Origin of the sequence: Candidatus Midichloria mitochondrii IricVA, assembly GCF_000219355.1 — a bacterium.
GTDB classification, from domain to species: domain Bacteria; phylum Pseudomonadota; class Alphaproteobacteria; order Rickettsiales; family Midichloriaceae; genus Midichloria; species Midichloria mitochondrii.
The window spans coordinates 1,151,685-1,173,148 of record NC_015722.1 but is presented as its reverse complement, the minus strand read 5'-3'; the positions used below and the strand labels follow the sequence as shown (position 1 = coordinate 1,173,148).

At 36.3% G+C, this 21,464-nt stretch carries 28 protein-coding genes and 2 pseudogenes; 17 read left to right on the top strand and 13 right to left on the bottom strand.

Annotation, left to right across the window (positions count from 1 at the left end; all coding sequences use genetic code 11):
- The first annotated feature begins 356 nt into the window (after positions 1-356).
- From rpmG to MIDI_RS06545, 4 genes are all read left to right on the top strand, one after another.
- Entirely contained in the window at positions 357-521 is a 165-nt protein-coding gene (rpmG, locus tag MIDI_RS06050; RefSeq protein WP_013951712.1) for a 50S ribosomal protein L33, read from the top strand.
- A gap of 22 nt (positions 522-543) precedes the next feature.
- On the top strand, positions 544-1,239 hold the full coding sequence (locus MIDI_RS06045; RefSeq protein WP_041185580.1) for an ABC transporter ATP-binding protein: 696 nt from the start codon (positions 544-546) through the stop codon (positions 1,237-1,239).
- The gene (gene ruvB, locus MIDI_RS06040) at positions 1,236-2,255 is read left to right on the top strand and encodes a Holliday junction branch migration DNA helicase RuvB (RefSeq protein ID WP_013951710.1); all 1,020 of its coding nucleotides are present in this window, start codon (positions 1,236-1,238) and stop codon (positions 2,253-2,255) included. Before MIDI_RS06045 ends, ruvB begins: the two co-directional genes overlap by 4 nt.
- 187 nt (positions 2,256-2,442) lie before the next feature.
- Entirely contained in the window at positions 2,443-3,132 is a 690-nt protein-coding gene (locus MIDI_RS06545) for a transglycosylase SLT domain-containing protein (protein WP_013951709.1), read from the top strand.
- 410 nt (positions 3,133-3,542) lie between these two features.
- Here MIDI_RS06545 and MIDI_RS07595 read toward each other — a convergent pair whose 3' ends face one another.
- From MIDI_RS07595 to MIDI_RS06025, 4 genes are all read right to left on the bottom strand, one after another.
- Positions 3,543-3,770: a transposase gene (locus MIDI_RS07595; RefSeq protein ID WP_237697371.1), complete on the bottom strand. Its 228-nt coding sequence runs from the start codon at positions 3,768-3,770 to the stop codon at positions 3,543-3,545.
- A gap of 72 nt (positions 3,771-3,842) precedes the next feature.
- Complete coding sequence (locus MIDI_RS10645) at positions 3,843-4,388, bottom strand: transposase (RefSeq protein ID WP_052567748.1); 546 nt, start codon at positions 4,386-4,388, stop codon at positions 3,843-3,845.
- A gap of 148 nt (positions 4,389-4,536) precedes the next feature.
- Positions 4,537-4,671: a hypothetical protein gene (locus MIDI_RS09985; RefSeq protein WP_272940962.1), complete on the bottom strand. Its 135-nt coding sequence runs from the start codon at positions 4,669-4,671 to the stop codon at positions 4,537-4,539.
- A gap of 233 nt (positions 4,672-4,904) precedes the next feature.
- On the bottom strand, positions 4,905-5,114 hold the full coding sequence (locus MIDI_RS06025; protein WP_237697370.1) for a hypothetical protein: 210 nt from the start codon (positions 5,112-5,114) through the stop codon (positions 4,905-4,907).
- A 564-nt stretch (positions 5,115-5,678) separates the two neighbouring features.
- On the opposite strand from MIDI_RS06025, the gene MIDI_RS06020 reads away from it, so the two are divergent.
- From MIDI_RS06020 to MIDI_RS05995, 7 genes and pseudogenes are all read left to right on the top strand, one after another.
- Positions 5,679-7,379 (top strand): hypothetical protein, encoded by a 1,701-nt coding sequence (locus MIDI_RS06020; RefSeq protein WP_013951706.1) that lies wholly within the window; start codon positions 5,679-5,681, stop codon positions 7,377-7,379.
- 103 nt (positions 7,380-7,482) lie between these two features.
- Complete coding sequence (locus MIDI_RS09980) at positions 7,483-7,914, top strand: AAA family ATPase (protein WP_013951705.1); 432 nt, start codon at positions 7,483-7,485, stop codon at positions 7,912-7,914.
- 2 nt (positions 7,915-7,916) lie between these two features.
- The gene (locus tag MIDI_RS09975) at positions 7,917-8,156 is read left to right on the top strand and encodes an AAA family ATPase (RefSeq protein WP_041185579.1); all 240 of its coding nucleotides are present in this window, start codon (positions 7,917-7,919) and stop codon (positions 8,154-8,156) included.
- A gap of 201 nt (positions 8,157-8,357) precedes the next feature.
- A complete protein-coding gene (locus tag MIDI_RS08790; protein ID WP_160162309.1) occupies positions 8,358-8,495 on the top strand; it encodes a hypothetical protein in 138 nt (45 codons plus the stop codon).
- Positions 8,496-8,661: 166 nt separating this feature from the next.
- A complete protein-coding gene (locus MIDI_RS06005; RefSeq protein ID WP_041185578.1) occupies positions 8,662-8,883 on the top strand; it encodes a hypothetical protein in 222 nt (73 codons plus the stop codon).
- 596 nt (positions 8,884-9,479) lie between these two features.
- Positions 9,480-10,003, top strand: a pseudogene (petA, locus tag MIDI_RS06000) (ubiquinol-cytochrome c reductase iron-sulfur subunit).
- Positions 10,004-10,009: 6 nt separating this feature from the next.
- The gene (locus MIDI_RS05995; protein WP_013951703.1) at positions 10,010-11,230 is read left to right on the top strand and encodes a cytochrome b; all 1,221 of its coding nucleotides are present in this window, start codon (positions 10,010-10,012) and stop codon (positions 11,228-11,230) included.
- Positions 11,231-11,248: 18 nt separating this feature from the next.
- On the opposite strand, the gene typA is transcribed toward MIDI_RS05995, so the two are convergent.
- Positions 11,249-13,069, bottom strand: a complete 1,821-nt coding sequence (gene typA, locus MIDI_RS05990; RefSeq protein ID WP_013951702.1) for a translational GTPase TypA — start codon at positions 13,067-13,069, stop codon at positions 11,249-11,251.
- 64 nt (positions 13,070-13,133) lie between these two features.
- On the opposite strand from typA, the gene MIDI_RS05985 reads away from it, so the two are divergent.
- From MIDI_RS05985 to MIDI_RS08240, 5 genes are all read left to right on the top strand, one after another.
- Positions 13,134-13,592, top strand: coding sequence for a cytochrome b (locus MIDI_RS05985; protein WP_013951701.1), 459 nt, complete (start codon positions 13,134-13,136; stop codon positions 13,590-13,592).
- Position 13,593: 1 nt separating this feature from the next.
- A complete protein-coding gene (locus MIDI_RS10520) occupies positions 13,594-13,725 on the top strand; it encodes a hypothetical protein (protein WP_148234211.1) in 132 nt (43 codons plus the stop codon).
- A 422-nt stretch (positions 13,726-14,147) separates the two neighbouring features.
- Positions 14,148-14,696, top strand: coding sequence for a transposase (locus MIDI_RS10640; RefSeq protein ID WP_041185503.1), 549 nt, complete (start codon positions 14,148-14,150; stop codon positions 14,694-14,696).
- A 72-nt stretch (positions 14,697-14,768) separates the two neighbouring features.
- Positions 14,769-14,900 carry a hypothetical protein gene (locus MIDI_RS09970; protein WP_272940946.1) on the top strand — a complete coding sequence of 44 codons (132 nt, stop codon included), beginning with the start codon at positions 14,769-14,771 and terminating at the stop codon, positions 14,898-14,900.
- Positions 14,858-15,103, top strand: coding sequence for an ankyrin repeat domain-containing protein (locus MIDI_RS08240; protein WP_148234185.1), 246 nt, complete (start codon positions 14,858-14,860; stop codon positions 15,101-15,103). Before MIDI_RS09970 ends, MIDI_RS08240 begins: the two co-directional genes overlap by 43 nt.
- A gap of 231 nt (positions 15,104-15,334) precedes the next feature.
- Here MIDI_RS08240 and MIDI_RS05965 read toward each other — a convergent pair whose 3' ends face one another.
- The 6 genes from MIDI_RS05965 to MIDI_RS10505 form a co-directional block, all read right to left on the bottom strand.
- Complete coding sequence (locus MIDI_RS05965) at positions 15,335-15,616, bottom strand: hypothetical protein (RefSeq protein ID WP_013951698.1); 282 nt, start codon at positions 15,614-15,616, stop codon at positions 15,335-15,337.
- 17 nt (positions 15,617-15,633) lie between these two features.
- Complete coding sequence (locus tag MIDI_RS05960) at positions 15,634-16,200, bottom strand: DMT family transporter (protein WP_013951697.1); 567 nt, start codon at positions 16,198-16,200, stop codon at positions 15,634-15,636.
- Positions 16,190-17,011 (bottom strand): CvpA family protein, encoded by an 822-nt coding sequence (locus MIDI_RS05955; RefSeq protein ID WP_013951696.1) that lies wholly within the window; start codon positions 17,009-17,011, stop codon positions 16,190-16,192. The genes MIDI_RS05960 and MIDI_RS05955 overlap by 11 nt, the downstream gene beginning before the upstream one ends.
- Entirely contained in the window at positions 16,989-18,269 is a 1,281-nt protein-coding gene (radA, locus tag MIDI_RS05950; RefSeq protein ID WP_237697445.1) for a DNA repair protein RadA, read from the bottom strand. Before radA ends, MIDI_RS05955 begins: the two co-directional genes overlap by 23 nt.
- Positions 18,199-18,369 carry a hypothetical protein gene (locus tag MIDI_RS09515; RefSeq protein ID WP_237697369.1) on the bottom strand — a complete coding sequence of 57 codons (171 nt, stop codon included), beginning with the start codon at positions 18,367-18,369 and terminating at the stop codon, positions 18,199-18,201. The genes radA and MIDI_RS09515 overlap by 71 nt, the downstream gene beginning before the upstream one ends.
- A gap of 535 nt (positions 18,370-18,904) precedes the next feature.
- Complete coding sequence (locus MIDI_RS10505; protein ID WP_041185576.1) at positions 18,905-19,228, bottom strand: baseplate hub domain-containing protein; 324 nt, start codon at positions 19,226-19,228, stop codon at positions 18,905-18,907.
- A 226-nt stretch (positions 19,229-19,454) separates the two neighbouring features.
- Here MIDI_RS10505 and MIDI_RS05940 point away from each other — a divergent pair, with 226 nt between their 5' ends.
- Entirely contained in the window at positions 19,455-20,888 is a 1,434-nt protein-coding gene (locus MIDI_RS05940) for a DASS family sodium-coupled anion symporter (protein WP_160162307.1), read from the top strand.
- Here MIDI_RS05940 and MIDI_RS09965 read toward each other — a convergent pair.
- Together MIDI_RS09965 and MIDI_RS09960 are read right to left on the bottom strand one after the other, a co-directional pair.
- Positions 20,885-21,019, bottom strand: a complete 135-nt coding sequence (locus tag MIDI_RS09965; protein ID WP_272940961.1) for a DUF2460 domain-containing protein — start codon at positions 21,017-21,019, stop codon at positions 20,885-20,887. The two genes, MIDI_RS05940 and MIDI_RS09965, sit on opposite strands and share 4 nt — an antisense overlap.
- 74 nt (positions 21,020-21,093) lie before the next feature.
- Positions 21,094-21,384: pseudogene (locus tag MIDI_RS09960) on the bottom strand (DUF2460 domain-containing protein); the annotation flags it as partial.
- Positions 21,385-21,464 lie beyond the last annotated feature (80 nt).

Below are 21,464 nucleotides of genomic sequence, written 5' to 3'. Positions count from 1 at the left end.
CCAACAGTATAAAATGCAATGGACTGAAACATATACCGGAACCATTTCCTAACGGTATAGATACTGTATTTGAATTATAATTTGTAACTAGCTATATATCTCTGCCCATCATTGTTGAAGTCTCCTACATCGACTCCTACTGGGCTGTTTCCAACATTAAAATTAGCGGCCAAAGAAAACCATATTACTCATTTTTTTTACCTTCCTATATTGAGACGTTGATGTGCTGAGACTGTAGTGCATCTTGTTAGCGATGCAACGGGATTTTCGAATACTGTTAGGTATTTAGTCCTTGACATTTTGGGACTCTAACTATAGTGTTGCATGACCTTATTATAGAAGCGTTTATTAAATTTATGGCGAAGAAAAATACAGTATTAGTAAGATTGGCAAGCAGCGCAGGCACTGGTTTCTTTTTAGTGAAAAAGAAAAACCCTAAAAAATTGGCCAAGAAATTAAATTTCAAGAAGTACGACCCAGTGGCTCGTAGACACGTATTGTTTGAAGAAAAGAAATTGTAGATAGAGAATTATAAATACTTAAGTGTTAAATTCTCAAAAAAATTTAATAGAGTTACAAGCAGTAAGTAGGAGTTTTCCGCAAGGGCAAAGTTCTTATACAGTTTTCGAGAATATTAATTTTGCTATTATGGAAGGAGAGATAATCTCTATTGTTGGGCATTCTGGCTCTGGCAAAAGTACCTTACTTCATATATTGGGCCTCATAGATCTACCGACGTCTGGTCGGGTTTTAATTGGAGATAAAGAATGCTCTTCTTCGAGCGATTATGAGCTTACCGAACTACGCAAGAAACATCTTGGGTTTATTTATCAATTTCATCATCTGTTGCCAGAATTTTCAGCAATCGAAAATTTAAAAATAGCCAATATGGTTGCAAGCGAAAGCCAGCTTGTGAAGTCAGAGGCAGAACTTTTGGAACTATTAGGCAAGTTTAGGTTAAAAGATAAAGCAAATAATTATCCTTCACAGCTTTCTGGAGGAGAAAGGCAAAGAGTTGCGATCGCACGAGCCATGGTAAACCAGCCTAAAGTTATTTTAGCCGACGAGCCAACTGGTAATCTTGATCGATATAACGCTAATGTAGTTTTGAGCTTGCTCTTAGAAAATGTTAGAAAGGAAAATATAGCGACCATTATTGTGACACACAACATGGAATTAGCTAAAAAAACTGACAAAGTTTTTTTATTAGAAAACAAAGAAGTGGGAGTTATCAAATGAGTAGAGGAGCTGAGTACGTAACAAGTTCAATGGAGAGTTTGGAAGATCTTGCTGATGTCGCTCTTAGACCGAAGAGCTTAGCTGACTTTATTGGACAAGAGAAATTAAAAGAGAATTTAAATGTATTCATAGCGGCAACAAAGCTCAGAAAAGAGCCGCTTGACCATATTCTTTTTTATGGCCCCCCAGGCCTTGGTAAAACCACGTTGTCGCAAATTGTCGCCCACGAGCTAAAGGTGAATATTAGGGTAACATCCGGCCCAATGATTTCGAAGGTTGGAGAATTAGCTGCAATTTTAACTAACCTACAGCCAAACGACGTATTATTCATAGATGAAATCCATAGACTTAGTGCCTCAGTTGAAGAGCTTCTTTATCCGGCTATGGAGGATTACATAATAGATCTAATTATTGGTGAAGGCCCGGCCGCCAGAACGGTAAAGATTAATTTACCGCCGTTTACTTTAATCGGAGCAACGACTAGGATGGGATTGCTGTCTAATCCTCTGCGCGATCGGTTTGGTATTCCACTTAAATTAGAATTTTACTCTGTGGGTGGGTTAACAAAAGTTATAACAAGAGGAGCTACCCTTATGAAGATTGGTATAAGCCAAGAGGCTGCAGAAGAGCTTGCTAAATCTTCAAGAGGGACGCCAAGAATCGCAATGCGTTTACTTCGAAGAACCAGGGATTTTGCTCATTATGACAACAAAAGTGTGGTTGATTCGGCAATGGTAAAAAGTGCTTTGGTTGCTCTTGGAATTGACGCACTTGGTTTGGATAAACTGGATTATAGTTATATCAATTATATAGCTAGAAATTATAAAACTGGCCCAGTGGGGATTGAAACCATCGCTGCTGGTTTATCAGAGGATCAGGGTACTATTGAGGATGTGATTGAGCCTTATTTAATGCAAATCGGCTTTATCGCGAGGACTCCGAGAGGCAGGATATTAACGGAAACTTGCATACAGTATATAAATAATGCTAAGCCTCATAGTGATTTACTATCTTGATATAGATCAATTTTCATATTGATTGTTTAAATTTTTTAGTGATATGATTCCGATGTCAAACTGAACATAATATACTTATAAAATTGCATGGTATTTCGTCACAACTTTTACGATATCGATGTAGACTACCGGGATTTATTTCTGTAGAATTACCCTTCACTAATTATAATTATTTAGAAGAGTTGGGATGTACTTATTTAGATTGTTATTAGTTTTACTTTCTATAAATCTTACAATAAATAAAGCGGCTGCTGCAGAAAGCGATTATCTTCATTGTACTAAAGCTATCAATTTTTATGAAGAGAGATATAAGCTGCCGCGTAATTTGTTGCATTCAATTGCAACTGTTGAGTCCGGTAAATGGAATGAGAAGCATAAGAGGATATTGCCGTGGCCTTGGACTTTAAATGTGGCGGGGAAGGCACATTATTTTGCTACTAAACAAGAAGCAGTAAATTTTTTGAAATCTGTCTTGGCAAAAGGTATAGAACAAGTTGACGTTGGGTGCGCTCAGATTAATTGGTATTATCACGGTAAAAAACACTTCAAAAAACCAGAACACGCTTTTAATCCAGTTTTTAATACTGCCTATGCAGCTTATTTCTTATCGCAAAATTATGAGCGCACTAAGGATTGGGCTAAAGCTGTTGCTATATACCATTCACGCACCGAGGAGAAGGGGAAAAACTATGCAGCAAAAGTGCATAAGATATGGCATAATCACCGCTTAGGGTCAAAAGTTGGCTTTGATCGCAAACAAAAGATCGAGCCAAAAACTTATCACAGGGTCATAATCAGCAGAAATTTGAATAACTTGGATAGCGATATCATAGTGCGTACAAGCGCAAAGGACAGCAGTGTTACTATGTTGCCTTAGTGGTGGAAAGGGCTGGGGTCGCTAATGACAGAAGACTGCATGTATGCTTTTTTAATTTAAGGTATATCTTCCTCTGTTAGCCTAAATGGTTGATAGTAAGCAGATATGTAATTTCTCTCCAAGAAAGCTATATAAAGTGAATTTGTAACAGCGGAAATATGGCCTGCCTTCTGACTATTTGCAAGCTTCAATTGCAAGGCAGGCCATCGTGAAAACGAGCTTTGCAGCAGAAATCTCCTGCAAATAAAATTCGCCACTCAACATCTTGATGAGAATTTTCTATAGGCATGCTTCGTCTTCTTCGAGAATTGTTATAAATCAATGCATTGGCATTTGCATCACAAAATAATGTTAAAATATTATTAACCCCAGGTTTGAGGTAAGTTTTAAAGAAATTATCTGATATGGTTTTAAAAAAGCTGTGTAACCGTTAAATTTTTCTCAATTTTACGATAAAAAACCTCAGTTTGACGTAAGGAGTATGCCCATGAGCCTATTTTTCCATGAGATATATTGGGTTTGAAGACATAAGCCAAGAGCCCTGAGAAAGAGGTCTGCCAAGAAATTGTTTGGCGAGCGATGCCGTGGCGCTGGATTTGGCAAATCTCTTTCAATTGTCCGATGGCTGTTTCAATCAATCCACGCCCTGCAAGAAGCAGTTGTTTAAAAGCCGCAAGCGGGTTTTGTTTTTCTTAAGCCGTGTGATGAGCTCAATACCTTGATTGCTCAGTGTTTTTGCTTATATACCACCGATCTCCGAATAGAAGGCCTGTCAAATATTGAGTCAGTTTCTCGACAGCGGCTCGATCATCTGTATTACCCGAAGTCAGTGTGAATGACATAATCTCTCCTTGATCATTGAGGCCAAAGAACCATCCGGGTCGACGTTTTCCCACGCTGAGCGATGCCTTTAAGGACCTTATTACGGCTAATACGTAAGTTATGACAAACCTTCCAGCTTTTTGTTGAGTCAACGTACCTGTTTGTTTCCCTTTGCAGCAATTCAGCAGAATGACCAACGGGATGACCGCGTCTCGCATCAGCTCAACAAAGCGATTGTAGCTGATAAGCTTCGGCAATTCCTCTCTGAGAGAGATTTGAACACAGTTTAGGTAAAAATCTTTGAATCCGGTAATGCCCTCAAATGAAACAAAACGAGGATCGTTATAACTTCGGAAAGCATCATCCCAGACTCTCGTTCCCTTTGTCTCTGCGAGTTTCTTAAGGATCTTTGGTACGTGAGTTGTCGCTTGCAAAAATCATCAATCAAACAAAATATTTCTACTAGGGAAACCACTTTCCTTATTTATCGTGAAATTGAGAAGAACCTAACGGTTACACAGCTTCTTTAAAACCATATCAGATAATTTCTTTAAAACTTACCTCAAAACCTTTCTGGGGTTATTATAATTCCCTATCAAAAAGAAAAACATCTTCAGATCTTTTATCAACACGTAATTTTACTACCCCTATTAGCGATAATAAAGCAGCACCCATTAATAAAAAGGCGGGAGAATTTAAGTTATTGGTCTTTTCCAAAAGAAAAGCAGCAATCAAAGTAATAAGGAATAACTACTATACTGAATTAATTCAAATAAATTATAGGAAGACGGTAAAAACAAAACGCAAGGGGTTACTCTCTTTATATCAATCCTATCAGATAGAATGCCCCCCACCAAAGTAAAAATAGCAAACAGAACCATATAAAAAGTATTAATGTACTGGGCAGCACCACCTATTAGTATATTTTCAAAAGTAGGACGCGATAAAAATCACCACCATAAAAAAGCCAACTGCTGTAAAAAATCTATGAAAATAACATGCAACATCTTGATTCTATATTGATAGAAGAGATTATTCACTGATAACTTTACCAGTTTATTACGCCCCTTAGTATAGAGCTTCGGATCCATAACATTTCTTCTTATGTAACTACCAATTACACCACCAATAGCGCTCATAGAACCAATAATTACTCCCACCACCGTTCTAAAGGTTGCAATGCTGCCATAAAATCCCTTTTTATTATTTGGAGCCGTTCTCCACTAAAAAATATCATTGAGCCTGTAAACTCACCGCCTATAGCAAAGTCCCTGAGCAATTCGTAAACCTGTTAATATAATAGGCACCCAAATACCTATATTCTCATAAGTTGGCAACAACCCTATTAATGTAGTTGGAATGGCCATCATATATATTGTGATATAGCTAGCGCTTTTTTACAGCTGGAATTATCGCCTATTCTTCCAAATATTAAAGCTCCTATCGGTCTTGCTATAAAACCCGCAGCGAACGAACCAAATACCATAATAACCTGAGCAAGTATCCATATACAACAAAGTCGTACCACTCGATTGCGTTACCTATGCCACATGACAAAGCTATTTTTTCATAACTGCACAGATGCCTATATAACCTAAGTAAACAATTATATAATTCTGGATATTAATATATGATTAAAAACTCTTATTTTAATATTCTTATTTTTTTGCGTCGCAAAATACTATATACTACTCAAGGTATAATAGCTTTCTTACTGTTTAAACATGCCTTCCAACGAAAATAATAAGAAATCCATAATAATAGACCAAAACTTCATAAAAGATTTACTACTACACAACACAAAATCAACGACTTTGAGTAGTAACCGCGCTCAGCTCTCCATCGAGATAGAAATACAAAATCCTGATTTAGTGAGAGAAGCGTTAACTAGTGTTACAGAGACAGAACAATTATTACAAATTTTTCGAGAACATAATTTAAAGCTAAGGATAGATCGGGGATTTAAAAAAGATAATACTATAGCAGGCATTCCAAGCATAGTAGTAAAGGCCGGTTTAAATAGATTTTTCGATATCAAAGAAAAGTATGGTAGTGGAGAACAGCTAGAATATTATTTATTTCAGGAAGAGACAGAGAAATCTCCAGAAATTAGGATAGAACTATTTAATCAATACCTATTTGGCGAACCAACAGTTCGCTATTTTCCCCACGGACAAACACAAAACGAAAGTGAATCCATTGACCAGGAAATCCTCAACATAACTGACTTTGTTTTTCAAAAGGGCAAAGAAGGTGGAGCAAACGACGGAGGAAAAGAAGGCGGCATATATAAAAGAACTGGCAATACTTACTTAATAAAACAAGAAAATACCAGATATGGAGTATCAAATCACAGCAACATCTCTGAATATTTAGCTGGCCAAATATTTGCTAAAACCGCTCCAGGTTATGGAGCAGAAATAAAACTGGTTAGCACACTACCAGGGATGGTTACTCCTGATCAAACTGGAGAGAATGTATATGTCGCATCTAAGTTTTTTAATAATTATAAAGACTTATATGTGCATGCCTACGAAAGTATGGATTTACCCGCTCCAGCTGCAAGGCCAAGAAATGTAGGAACCATAAATAGAAGAATCTTTGAGCAAGCCCTAGCGAGGGATAATCATAAATATTACAGAGGATTTCCTCAAGCAATGGTTACCTCATTATTGATAGCAGATTACGATGTACATTGGGGTAATGTTGGGGTTGTTTCAGAAAATGGACAAAATAAAATGGTGAGAATAGATTTCGGCTGGGCATTTAAAAAACTAACTCCTAAGTTAAATCCTCATTCTATTATTGAGCACTTGCCAGGTTTTGGTCCAACAAATCACTTTAGAGAATATCCAAATGAAATGAAAATAACTCAAGAATTTGCTGACGAATTGAGACGGGTGGCAAGCTTTGATTTAACAGAATGTCTCGAAAGCTCTTTTCATACTCTTAAGCAATTTTATGGGGCAGAGCCGCTAAGAGAGTTCGCATACTCAATTGGTATTGAAGGGGCTCAAGCAGTTACCACGCAGGATAAAGATGCTCTATCGAAATTAATTTCCACTTTTCTATCAGATCGATTAAAAAATCGCCAAAAAGAAATGCAGCTATTTGCTGTGGAAATAGAACTTTCATTATGTGTTAATATAAATAAGAAAGATTTCGATATGAAAAAGGTAGAAGAATTTGTGAAAAACAACACTGAATATTGCAAAGGTGTAGTAGAAGGCAATCAAGCAACACATCTACGAACTGCAGAAAGTAAAAATTTATTCATAGAGTTACTTGAGATATTGGGAATTATTAAGCCACTCGCAAAAGTCCTTGAAGCAAAAATACCAACCGTTATACAAGAAGCAATGACTGCACAAGGTATACCTTTCGGTGCCATACCCAAAAAGGAAAACAATGTTTCTATTTACTGATATTGACGTAGAATAGTTTTTCGTTGCATGTAGCCCAAAAGTCTGTTAATGCTTTATCGCAATCTTTGAGGTGTGAGTTATTTAATTTTTTAGGTTTTGCGATATGGCGACTAGACGAAAAATATTTGTTGGCGTAAGCATTTTTAAGAAAATGGTCGCTGAAAGTGAAGTTTTTGTAGATAAAACTCTATTTATTCAAGAAATTATAGATGGAGCTCCAAAAGCTACTTTCATTACGAAACCGAGAAGATGGGGCAAGAGTATTAATCTATACATGTTTAAAAATTCTGATAAAATGCTTTTTACCGGTGAAGCAACTAGCTTAGATACTAAAAGCGCGAAAAATACAAAACCATTAAAAATTTCTCAAATAAATAATAGTGAATATATGGAGTACCATGGCAAATATCCCGTTATCTTCGCAGATTTTGAGGATGTAGTAGAAGACAACTTTGAGGCTATACAGGAAAAATTTCGTGATGTAATTAAATCTCTTTTTAAAAAACATGAATATCTAATAAAAGTAATAAGTTGACTGTGGATGATATTGCTCTCTCTAAACTACCATCAAGTCTTAAATTTTTAAGTGAGTTGTTATATAAGCATCATAAAGAAAGGGCATATATTTTAGTAGACGAATATGATAAACCGGTAAATCATTTATTAGAAGCAAACAACCGAGATAATAAATCTTATGGAAAAAACTATCAAATTCATATCAAAGACGATGTCCAGAGTGTGGTGAAGGTAACGAATACTTACAGAAGATCGTCCTAACCGGTATATATGACACTGTAAAAAGAGAAGGACAATCTAGTTTTAATAATGTCGTAACCCTACGGTATTGGCGACCCTAGATTTAGTGAGAGCTTTGGTTTTAGCGATGAAGGTGTATGCTCCATGGGCAAAGCTAAATTTAAGCGATGCTAAAGAAGGTAATCTACAGCCTGAGGATACTGGTCTGAAAGCACTGCTAGTGTGATACTAAAAAATCTACTACATAGCACCATTAATGATGGTATGATTGATAAACTAGCAATACTGGCTGCAGGTAAAGAAGCAGAATTTGGGATATCAACCACTCACCTCTTTAATCAAAATTTGAAGAAGATTTAAGAAAAGGTATTAACCTTGAAGAAGCATATTCTTATTTATTACTTAATTCCGGGTATTTAACTGTAAGAATAGAAAATGGCAAATACTTATTTAAAATCCCTAACCTTGAAGTAAAAAAAAGACTATGCAACAGTTATCAGAGATGAAATAGAAGAACTAGAGCTACGTGAAAAAGGCATTAGATTCAAAATATGGCAGAATCCTATTGAAATCTTGTAATAAGCTAGAACTCGGCAAGTTTCACAAAGCAGTAGAGCTTATTGTTGAAGAAGATAAAAGTGGATTAGGACAATTATTTAAAGGCAACGACACTCCTCAATGCGATAGCAAATATTCAAACTTTAATTTACTACAGCTTGGTTTTATGAATTTTATTCCTTTCTTATAAATAATAAGGACATATCATCTACATTACTGGCTCATTGCAGCATTAAGCTAGCAACCAAGGAGCACAAAGCCAATAGATTTTACATATTTATCTGGAAGCGTTAGCCATACTAGCGTCAACGGAGATAGGCCTTACCTTAGCTAAAGAGGTCCTAAATACTTAGGTAACGACAAATTTGATTTATGCAAAGATTATGACAAGTATCATAGTGGTGATAGCAGTTCTGATCCTGCTAAAGCCTTCATAAGGTTTGAAAAAGTATATGATGGAAAACAGTAGAGCATATGTGACGCCTGGTGATAAATGTAGAGACGGAGATACTCAAATTACTACTGCAGAAGTACCGGTGTTTGCTTATGACAGTACTGATACAGTCTTGTTTAATTTATGTGAACACGGGACATTCTGTTGCAGTTGAACTATAGTCTAATTCTATAAAGAGAAATAGCATATTTGCTATAAATACAATTTTTTATTCTGCTACTTGCAAAAAATTAATGCATCTATATTCTATCGGCATTATTATTAATGATTAACGGTAAGTTGTTTATAAGTCCTTATGACAGATATGAAAGTCAGTGATGCTGATATAGAAAGTGAAGACACTGAAAAAATCCACCAGAAGAGACTTTGTTGTCTTAGCTGCTTCTGCGGTTGCAGGGGTTGGAGCTATTGCAGCGGCTGTACCCTTTTTATAAGATCTCTTTCTCCAGATGCTAGCGTCTTAGCTGCGGGCAGTACCGAAGTTGATTTATCAAATATTAAAGAAGGTGAAACAATAACCGTTATGTGGCGCGGCAAACCTATTTTTGTCACTAAAAGAACTTCTGCCCAAATTGAAGAAGCTCGTTCTGTAAATCTTGCTGAATTGAGAGATCCACAAAGTGATGAAGAAAGAGTTAAAAAAGGCAAAGAGCAGTGGCTAATTACTATTGGAGTTTGTACTCACCTGGGGTGCGTTCCAGTTAGTGGCAAAGGTGATCATGATGGCTGGTTCTGCCCCTTTTGCCATGGATCACACTATGATTCTTCTGGAAGGATTAGGAAAGGTCCAGCACCAGCAAATTTGGCTATACCACCCTATGAATTCTTAAGCGACAATAAAATTAAAATAGGTTAATCAAAGATGATGAAATCTGATTCTAGTATGGATAAGAACAGTCCCATTGATAGAGTAATAGAGTGGGTTGAGTATAGACTGCCAATATTTAGCTTCTTAAAACATTTCTCGGAATATGGAACCCCTAAGAATTTAAATTATTTATGGAACCTAGGTTCCATAGCTGGGATCATGTTAATTATACAAATACTTACCGGCTTGTTTTTAGCAATGCAATATACTCCCCACGTCAAAATGGCATTTGACAGCGTGGAAAACATCATGAGGAACGTAAATTATGGCTGGCTAATAAGATACACTCATGCAGTCGGCACCTCGATGTTTTTGCAGCTATATATCCATATAGCAAAAGCACTATTTTATGGCTCTTACAAATCTCCTAGAGAACTTTTATGGTTTTTAGGGATCATAATATTTATTATTATGATGGCGACCGCATTTATGGGGTATGTCCTACCTTGGGGACAAATGAGCTTTTGGGGTGCTAAAGTGATTACTAATTTGTTTTCAGCTACACCCTTTTTCGGTGAAGATATAGTTATCTGGCTTTGGGGCGGTTTTTCTGTAGACAATCCAACTCTAAATAGATTCTTTGCCCTGCACTTTTTGTTGCCATTTTTGATAGTTGCTATAGTTATGATCCATTTGGTTGCCTTGCACAAGCATGGATCAAACAACCCAACTGGAATCGAAGTTAAAACAGAGCACGATACTATTCCCTTCCATCCTTATTATACAGTTAAAGACTTTTTTGGCTTTGGAGTATTTTTTCTAATTTTTTTGGTATTTGTTTTTTTCAGTCCAAATAGCCTAGGTCATCCAGACAATTATATACCTGCTAATCCTTTGGTTACTCCACCACATATAGTACCTGAGTGGTACTTCTTACCGTTCTATGCCATTTTGCGCTCTATTCCTGATAAATTGGGAGGAGTTATGGCTATGTTTGGTGCAATAGTTATATTATTTCTTCTTCCTTGGCTTGATAGCTCCAAAACCAGAAGCGCTAATTATAGGCCCTTATTTAGAATATTTACATTAATATTTATAGTTAACTTTATAGTACTAGGCTATATCGGAGGCATGCCTCCAGAGGAGCCTTATATCTCTGTAGGTCAATTTTGCACTACCTGGTATTTTTTACATCTGTTTGTTATCTTGCCAGTTATTTCTAGAAAAGAAAAACTTAAAGAATTACCTGAGTCTATAAGCGCGAGTTTCAAATAAATATTAGGCAAGACAGCCTTATTTATCAGATTTCCGTGATTCTCTTTTTCTTTCATGAGGGCATAAGTGATGTTTACGCAATCTAATATTTTTAGGAGTCACTTCGACTAACTCATCATCTTTTATATAAGATATCACTTCTTCTAATGTGAAAACACGAGGAGGAGTCAGCTTTGTATTCTCATCACTACCAGCAGCTCTCATATTAGTTAACTGTTTCCCTTTGATAGGATTGACCTCTAAATCATTATCTCTATTATGTTCTCCAATAATCATCCCCTGATAGACTTTAGTTTTCGGATGTATAAAAAGAGTCCCTCGCTCTTCTAAATTCCACAAAGCATAAGCTACTGCTTCTCCATCTGAATTTGAAATTAGGACCCCATTATGACGAGTTGTTATTTCTCCCTTATACTTTTGATAACTATTAAACAACCTACTAAGTACACCAGTCCCACGAGTATCATTCCTAAATTCGCTTTGATAACCGATTAACCCACGAGATGGAACTAAAAAAACTAACCTGAGTTTACCACTACCGGAATGCTTAATTTCAAGCATTTCACCTTTTCTTATTGACAGTTTCTCGACAACTATACCGCTATATTCTTCATCAACATCTATTACAACTTCTTCAATTGGTTCTAGCCTACTTCCATCTTCACCTTCTTTAAATAAAACCCTAGGCTTCGAAACAGAGAGCTCAAATCCCTCACGTCTCATCGTCTCTATTAAAACTCCTAACTGTAATTCGCCACGGCCTCCTACTTCAAACGCCTCGCCTGAAGCAGAAATTTTTAAAGTGATTGCAACATTAGTTTGAGCTTCTTTCTCAAGTCTATTTAAAATCATACGAGAAGTTACCTTTGAACCCTCCTGGCCTGCTAAAGGTGAATCATTAACACTTATCGTTACAGCCATTGTCGGAGGATCTATAGGAGTAGAAGTTATTGGTTCATTAACTGATGGAATACAAATAGTATCCGAAACAGAAGATTTAACAACTCCAGCAATCGCCACTATATCACCGGCTTCGGCCTTTTCTATATTAATCCTTTCAATGCCTTGGAAACCAAATAATCTTGTTAATTTTGTCGATTCAATAACTTCACCACTTAGACTAATGCTTTTAACAGCCGTCCCGATTGCAGCGGAACCAGAGTATACTTTACCTATTAAAACTCTACCCACATATTGATCATGAGTTAAAATACTTGCAAGCATCTTAAAAGGACTTTCCTTATCCACTTTAGGCTCCGGTATATGATTTTTTATCGCCTCAAATAACGGCTTCAAATCAACTCCTCCTTGAATTTCAGCCTCAGTCGTTGCCCATCCACTCCTTCCAGAAGCATACAATACTGAAAAATCTAGCTGCTCATTTGTTGCGTCCAAAGATACAAACAAGTCAAAAATTTCGTTTAAAACCTCATTTATTCTTCTATCTGGTCGATCTACCTTGTTAATTATAACAATTGGCTTTAGTCCTAATTTCAAAGCTTTCATTAGTACAAATTTGGTTTGCGGCATTGGCCCTTCAGAGGCATCAACAAGCAATACCACACCATCAACCATAGAAAGAACGCGCTCAACTTCTCCACCAAAATCAGCGTGACCTGGAGTATCAACTATATTGAATTTAATACCTTCATAAAAAAATGACGTACATTTTGCAATAATCGTAATGCCCCGCTCCTTCTCGAGTTCTCCTGAGTCCATTGCCCTTTCAGCAATAACTTGATTACTGCGAAATATACCGCTTTGTTTTAACATTTGGTCAATTAAAGTTGTTTTCCCGTGGTCTACGTGAGCTATAACTGCTATATTACGAAATTGCATTTTTCTATTTGTCCAATATTAGTAAATAAATATATTCTTGCTTTTTTAAAAAACTTGCAAAAATATGAAAAGGGATTTTATATTAAATTATGTATTTTATCAACATAGGAATTTAGGGGGTTATTCTATGCGTCAAATCCAAGCTGAAAAATATAGCAAGAATATGCGAATTATACATTGGATAGTTGGTGCGTTTATCATAACTGAGTTAGTATGCGGATTTTTAATGGGTGGCCTCGCCGTACCATTTAAATTTTCTGTGTATAGTTTACACAAATCCATAGGGGTTCTTATTTTTCTGTTTGTGGTCATTAGGATATTTAATCGATTTAACTCTAAAATACCAGAATTACCTACTGCTATTAACAAATTTGAAAGGATCGCAGCTAAAATTGCTGTATTCATCCTTTACTTAGGCATGATTGCTATGCCAGCTAGCGGCTATCTTATGTCAGTATACTATGACTATAAGGTTTTATTTTTCGGCTTAGGTTTTCCTATGTTTGTAGAAAAAAAATCCTGAGATTGCAAATATATTTTCAAGTATTCACTCTGCTACTGCGATTATCTTAAGTAGCTTAATCATAGGGCATGTTTTACTAACATTTAAGCATATGTTAATTGATAAAGTGAATCTCTTAAAAAGGATGATCTAACAGCTTAAGTAATCAAACACATTTTCAACATTTATCATGATCCCTAGATCATCATAAATACGAAATTCAGGATCTGGAGTCTTGAACACTTCGTTGCTACAGGTTTCGTTAGCGCAACCAATCATCCCACTTCCACATAGATGAAGTGAGACGTTATTGTTTGATAACTCACTAACTATTGCAGTCTTTAACTCACCATCTTTATATTCAAGCCTATACTTTCCCTGAACAATAACTTTAATGAGCCCAATGGGAGTAAGCGTACCAAATATAATAACCCCAGAAAGGTTTTTAGGTAAGTTTTAAAGAAATTATCTGATATGGTTTTAAAGAAGCTGTGTAACCATTAAGTTTCTCTCAATTTCACGATAAATAAGGAAAGCGGTTTCCCTAGTAGAAATATTTTGTTTGATTGATGATTTTTGCAAGCGACAACTCACGTACCAAAGATCCTTAAGAAACTCGCAGAGACAAAGGGAACGAGAGTCTGGGATGATGCTTTCCGAAGTTATAACGATCCTCGTTTTGTTTCATTTGAGGGCATTACCGGATTCAAAGATTTTTACCTAAACTGTTTTCAAATCTCTCTCAGAGAGGGATTGCCGAAGCTTATCAGCTACAATCGCTTTGTTGAGCTGGATGCGAGACGCGGTCATCCCGTTGGTCATTCTGCTGAATTGCTGCAAAGGGAAACAAACAGGTACGTTGACTCAACAAAAAGCTGGAGAAGGTTTGTCATAACTCACGTACTAGCAGTAATAAGATCCTTAAAGGCATCGCTCAGCGTGGGAAAACGTCGACCCGGATGGTTCTTTGGCCTCAATGATCAAGGAGAGATTATGTCATTCACACTGACTTCGGGTAATACAGATGATCGAGCCGCTGTCGAGAAACTGACTCAATATTTGACAGGCCTTCTATTCGGAGATCGGTGGTATATAAGCAAAAACACTGAGCAATCAAGGTATTGAGCTCATCACACGGCTTAAGAAAAACAAAACCCGCTTGCGGCTTTTAAACAACTGCTTCTTGCAGGGCGTGGATTGATTGAAACAGCCATCGGACAATTGAAAGAGATTTGCCAAATCCAGCACCACGGCATCACTTGCCAAACAATTTCTTGGCAGGGATCTTGGCTTATGTCTTCAAACCCAATATATCTCATGGAAAAATAGGCTCACGGGCCTACTCCTTGCGTCAAACTGAGGTTATAAGGGGTTATTCTCAAATAGCAACTATACTTATCGATGCCGCAGCCAAAGGTAATCGAGAATTAGTGGATAAACTTATTACAGCTGGTGCTATATATAAAGATTATGCCGGTAATGATGCCTTTACATATGCAGTCAGAGCAGGTTATGGGTCGATAGTTGAGTAGGATATTACATTGAAGCAAAGCTCTATAGAGGTCTAAAGATATAGCGCCTGATGGCCATCTAGCAATGATTAAGAACTTTATTTCAAGTAACAATAAAGAGTTGTTGCTCAATAACAACGTAGAAAAAACATCTTTTGAGGTATACAATGAGCGAATGGGACAAACCTCCAGACTATATGGAGCTTCACTGAAGGAAATTTAGATCAGGAGCTAAGGGGTTTTCAAGTAGACTCATAATTTTATTTTACCTTTGTATTGCTGCCAAAATATAAACCCGCTTGAAATGCTAATTATCAAAACTCCGATAATTGTTTCGATTTTTAACACCTCCCCAAATAACAGATAGGTTGCAATAGCCATAAACAAAAGCCTTAAGTAATAAAAGGGCATAAGTAAGATCAATGGTGCAAGTCTGTAGGCTAAAAATAGAATCACTACATTGGTTGCACTTAATATACTTATCACAGATATCTCAAGCAAATTTTGAATCACAACTTCCTTCCACTCTAACATGCTCAAAGGCAGTAAGATCAAAGCCGTAAATAGAAAGTTAAAAAAACCTGTTTTAAATAATGTTCCGTTTTTGTTTGCTTTTTACAGATGATATCATAACACGCCCACATACAAGCAGAAAAGGCTGCATATAATATTCCCAAGGCATTAACATCAAAGCTCGGCCGTAGCACTATCAATGTTCCGATTATGCCAGAGAAAACTCCTATTAGGCATTTTCCATTTAGTTTTTCTCCACAGTAGAACCAAGCCAGTATACTAGTAAAGATGGGAATTGTATAACTTATAGCTGTTGCTTCATTAGCACCTATATGTCTGAGCGCTGAGACCCAGCTTATAATTCCTCCACAATTAAAAAATGCTCGTAATATATGCAACTTAAAAACCCGCCTAGTTAGCTTTAAGTTTATTTTTAAAAACAATACTGTCGGCAGCAAAAAAACCAGCGCAATTAAGACGATTAAAAAGCAGAACTGGGAAGCAGCAAAACCTTGGCCAAACTTAATTAATAAAAGAGAATATATCGTAATCAGCAATAAGTTTAATATTTTGAGCGCTATGCCTAAGGAATAATTAGTATTCATATTCTGGCATCACCTCAATATCAATAATTCTTTCTAATTTTTCTAAGCTTTTTGGATCTAATTTTTGCTCCCCAACTTTTTGCCTGTAGTAATCTAATACGGTTTTGGCCACCTGTTTCTCATCGTGATCGATTCCTCTTTGTTGAATTTTTCTTTCAATCTCATCAATCTCGAGCTCGCTCATATCTTGATACATCTTTCTTACCATGCCCCCCACAAATTTATCATCTATTGCATTATCAACAAAGGTATCAGCAATACTTTTTAATCTTTTATCTAGAGCAGAGGGCATAAAATCTAGCAGCACGGCGTTCCCTATTTTTAATAGCTTATAGGTTTGTGCTTTTTTTACTACCTCAGGTAAAACATCCTTTTCTATTTCATCACTAGAAGCTAAAAACGCAAAACTAAAATTAATGCACATGAAAATAAAAGAAGAGATTAGCGCGCCTCTAAACAAACCAAATAACAAACCAAGTAATCTATCAAAAAACCCCCCTCGCATACCCAAAGTCATGGCAGAAAAAAGAGAATTTAAAATCGCAAACGCCATTAAGCACACGATCAGTAAACCACTATAGCTCAAAATTAGTTGTAGTGTCTCTGAATGAAAATAGGCGGCCAAAATTTTTTTAAATAAAGGGGCATACCGATAAGTTACAACGATAGAGGCGACCCAGCCCATCAAACTGATTACTGATATTATAAACCCTCTAAAAATCCCAAAGATTATAGAAAGAGTAGTGATAGCTATCACACCCATATCTATATAATTCAAAGCATTATAATTAATACTCTTTAACAGGTCCATTTTTATGATCTCCTCTGTTGTTGATTACTTTTTTTAATTCAAGAATGTGCTTTATCCAAGATCTATTAATATTGCAAGTTAATACTTTTCGTTCCGATGGCATAACTGCTTTTTCAATTCCAAGCTTTATAGCTTCATTTAATCGGCTTTCATACTGTATAACTTGTCTCACCTCGCCAGATAGGCCAACTTCACCAAAAAACACCATCTCCCTTGGAATAACAATGTTTGAGGCAGCTGAGATTAACGCAGCAATTACTGCTAAATCAGCAGCAGGTTCAGTAATTTTCATCCCCCCAACCACGTTTAAATAAACCTCTTTATCTGATAAGTTAAGCCCATATCTAGCTCCAAGTATTGCAATCATCATAGCGAGTCGATTAACGTCCCAGCCGACCGCAGATCTCCTTGGAGTTGCTAAGAAAGACGGCGATACCAATGCCTGTATTTCAACCATAATTGGGCGCGTACCTTCAATACCGGCAAAAATGCAGGATCCACTTGTTCCAAGCCCTGAAGCTGGCATAAACATTGCAGAAGGATTTTTTACTTCATTTAATCCTGAGCTACTCATTTCAAAAATCCCTATTTCATTAGTTGGTCCATAGCGGTTTTTAATAGTTCTAACAACTCTAAATTGTTGAGTATTGTCTCCCTCAAAATATATTACAGTATCAGCCATATGCTCTAGAACCTTAGGGCCAGCTATTTGTCCATCTTTTGTTACATGACCAACTATAATTAAACTCGTTCCAGATTTTTTAGCATGAGCTATCATTTCCATAGTACAGCTCTTGACCTGAGTTACAGTGCCAGGCGCTGAATCGATCAAATCATTTCTCAAGGTCTGGATGGAATCAATTATAATAACTCCCATATCATTAACTTTTTTAGCGATATCCAGTATATACGTTAAAGATGAAGTAGAAATTAGCAAAACACTAGCTTCTGACAAACCAAGCCTCGCTGCTCTCATCTGTATTTGCTCAATAGATTCCTCAGCGCTTACATATAAACAACTACGAGAATTTTGCGATATCAACGCTGCAAACTGCAGTAATAACGTGGATTTGCCTATTCCAGGTTCACCTGCAATTAATACTGCTGAGCCCTTGACCAATCCTCCGCCTAAAACTCTATTAAACTCATTCATGCCGGTATCTAACCTGTTAACCGCTGTGATAGGGCTAGACAAAGTTGAGACAATAGTCTCTTCTAATTTTAATGTATTGCCTTTTTTGGACCGTAACTTCTTCACCAACGATACTATTCCACGCCCCACACTCTTCGCATTTCCCAAGCCATTTAGTATACTGCGCTCCGCAGTCTTGACAAAAATATGCTAATTTCTTTTTCATCTAAAATTTATTGATAAAAATCCTATTGCAGATTACAAGAAAAACCCATTTATAGCAACTGTACTGAAATCACGAGAAGGTTATCTAACCCCAGTTTAATGTTAAGTTTTAAAGAAATTATCTGATATGGCTTCAAAGAAGCTGTGTAACCATTAAGTTTTTCTCAATTTCACGATAAATAAGGAAAGTGGTTTCCCTAGTAGAAATATTTTGTTTGATTGATGATTTTTGCAAGCGACAACTCACGTACCAAAGATCCTTAAGAAACTCGCAGAGACAAAGGGAACGAGAGTCTGGGATGATGCTTTCCGAAGTTATAACGATCCTCGTTTTGTTTCATTTGAGGCATACCGGACCTTCAAAGATTTTTACCTAAACTGTGTTCAAATCTCTTTCAGAGAGGAATTGCCAAATCCAGCACACCACGGCATCGCTCGCCAAACAATTTCTTGGCAGGCCTCTCTTCTCAGGGCTCTTGGCTTATGTTTTCAAACCCAATATATCTCATGGAAAAATAAGCTCACGGGCCTACTCCTTACGTCGAACTTGAGGTTAATTTGCATTTCACATTTTGTATCAGCACAAATGAGGCTCGACAGTTTTCAGAATAAAAACTACCTAGAGCCTGATCAAATAGCGATAATATACTTTTTACGTTAGCAGTTATTCGCTCACCTTGAATTTTGATTTCAGAAATAAGTCCTTTTTTAGTCCAAATTTTTTTATCTTGATTATTCAAATCAATCAAAAAGATTTCAACCCAAGCGTTATCATATAATCCAGCCATAATTTCAGACAATTTAATAGTTTCATGATTTAATATAGTCCTAAATTCAAATGAATTAAGGGGATTATTCAAGCTTTGAGCTATAGTACTAACCTCTGAAGAGTTGGCATATATTTATTACGATATCTTGATTGTGATCGTTGAAGCCAATTAATTTCCCATTGGTTAAGGTGTTAATAGCCAGCATTTTATTAAGATAGTGTTTTGAGCCATAGGATTAATATTTTTTATTACTAATAAAAAATTAATGTTGTTGCAGTAATCAGAAAATTTTATTAAATGAGAGAAAATTTAATTTTTGGGTTTAGCTATCATATTTATGCTTAATTTAAAAACGGGAAGCCTAAAGTTAGCACTTATATTTTTTATGGGAGCTATATTGTTTGTGATGCCAGCATCCGAAGGTTTAAGTGTCAAGTCATGGAATTTATTAATAATCTTTTCAGCTACAGTTGCGGGTGCGATATTGAATCCCATGCCAATGGGGGTGTTGGTGATGCTAAGTATATTAGTAAGCCTACTTACTGATACATTGACGTTAACTCAGGCTTTCTCAGGTTTTGGCTCATATATGGTATGGTTAGTTGTTTTTGCATTTTTTATCTCAAGGGCAATAATAAAGTCCAATTTGGGAAAAAGAATAGCATATTATTTTATAGCCAAGCTTGGTCATAATATAATTGGTTTATCATATGGTTTAATTTTTACTGAACTATTTTTAGCGCCGTTTATTCCAAGTGCTTCGGCTAGGGGAGGGGCAGTAATCTTTCCTGTAGCCCAGGCTTTAACTGACCAATATAACTTTGTTTCTGCTGGTAAACATGATACTAAGATTAGACAATTCTTGATGCAGTTATGCTTTCAAGCTAATGTGATTACTAGCTCCATGTTTTTTACTGCGATGGCTGGTAATCCTCTTATTTCTGGTTTAGCAAGCGGTATAGGTATAGATCTATCGATTACTAATTGGGCTCTAGGTGCCATAGTACCTGGTATTTGCGCATTGCTTATATTACCTTTCATTATAAAATTTGTAATCAAACCGCATGTTAATAATATGGTTCATGCCCCAATTCTAGCACAAACAGTTTTGAAAGATATGGGGCCTTTTTCAAGAAATGAAATCATGGTTTTGATAACTTTTGCAGTGCTTATAATACTATGGGTTGGAGGCAGTTCTTTTGGAGTGGATGCAACTACAACGGCGTTATTAGGATTTATTGTCTTACTTTTAACCGGTGTAATTACTTGGGATGATGCAATGAATGAAAAAGAAGCCTGGAGAACATTTATTTGGTTTGCAGGGTTTGTTATGCTATCAAAATTCTTGAGTGAGATGGGAGTAACAAAGTGGATCGGAGATAATATAGAGGAAGCTTTAAGTAGTTATAATGCTACCTTTGCTATACCAATACTGCTAATATTATTTTTTTATATGCATTACTTTTTTGCGAGTATTACTGTTTATGCTTCGGTGATGTATGTTACTTTTGCTATGCTTTTAATTGCTTTTGGAGTACCTCCTCTTGCTACAGCGCTTGTCCTTGCTGTTTTAGCGAATTTATCCGCTTGCTTAACACATTATGGCACCACCTCTGCTCCTATATTTTTTGGTTCAAGCCATATGAGCGTTAAAAGTTGGTGGGCTGCTGGCTTTATAATCGGTGTCTTCCACTTATTAATTTGGTCTACTATAGGGGTTTGTTGGTTGGAAACTTTAGGTTGGCTTTAATTATTAAATTTTATCTCTATAAGATTTATATTACTGCAAGAATGAACATGTGCATCATCAATTGAAATGTGAAGGTAATCGTTATCAAATCTAACAGGAACATCAAATTCGAAACTCGCAAAAATTTCCATCTCTGGATCTGTTGAGGTAACAGAAATTCGATTATGCCTTTATTGTAGTCAATTTTATAATCGCTGGAAGATATTATTTTATTCTGGAGGTAAATTTTTAATGTGTCGTTAACTGGCTTCGTTATAGTTCTGATATCATAGGCGTTTCCACTTTCATATTTCTTTATTAATTGAAATTTAGCATTGAGATTGTTGCCGGCTCCAATCATTTCTTTTTCGGCTTGATGATCGCACTAATCTTTAAATCTAAAACCTATAGCTCTTCCTTTTCTTGCTCTGAAAAATGATACTACCTTTTCAATTTGTTCTTTTGTTTTTATGCCATATGAGACATTATATTTAGACCTTGAACTACTCCATCTAATATTCCTATATTCCCTTCCACTTTAGAGGAAATAAATTTCTGTCTTGTATTCTGGCCCTCCTATGGCTCCTAAAGAAATAT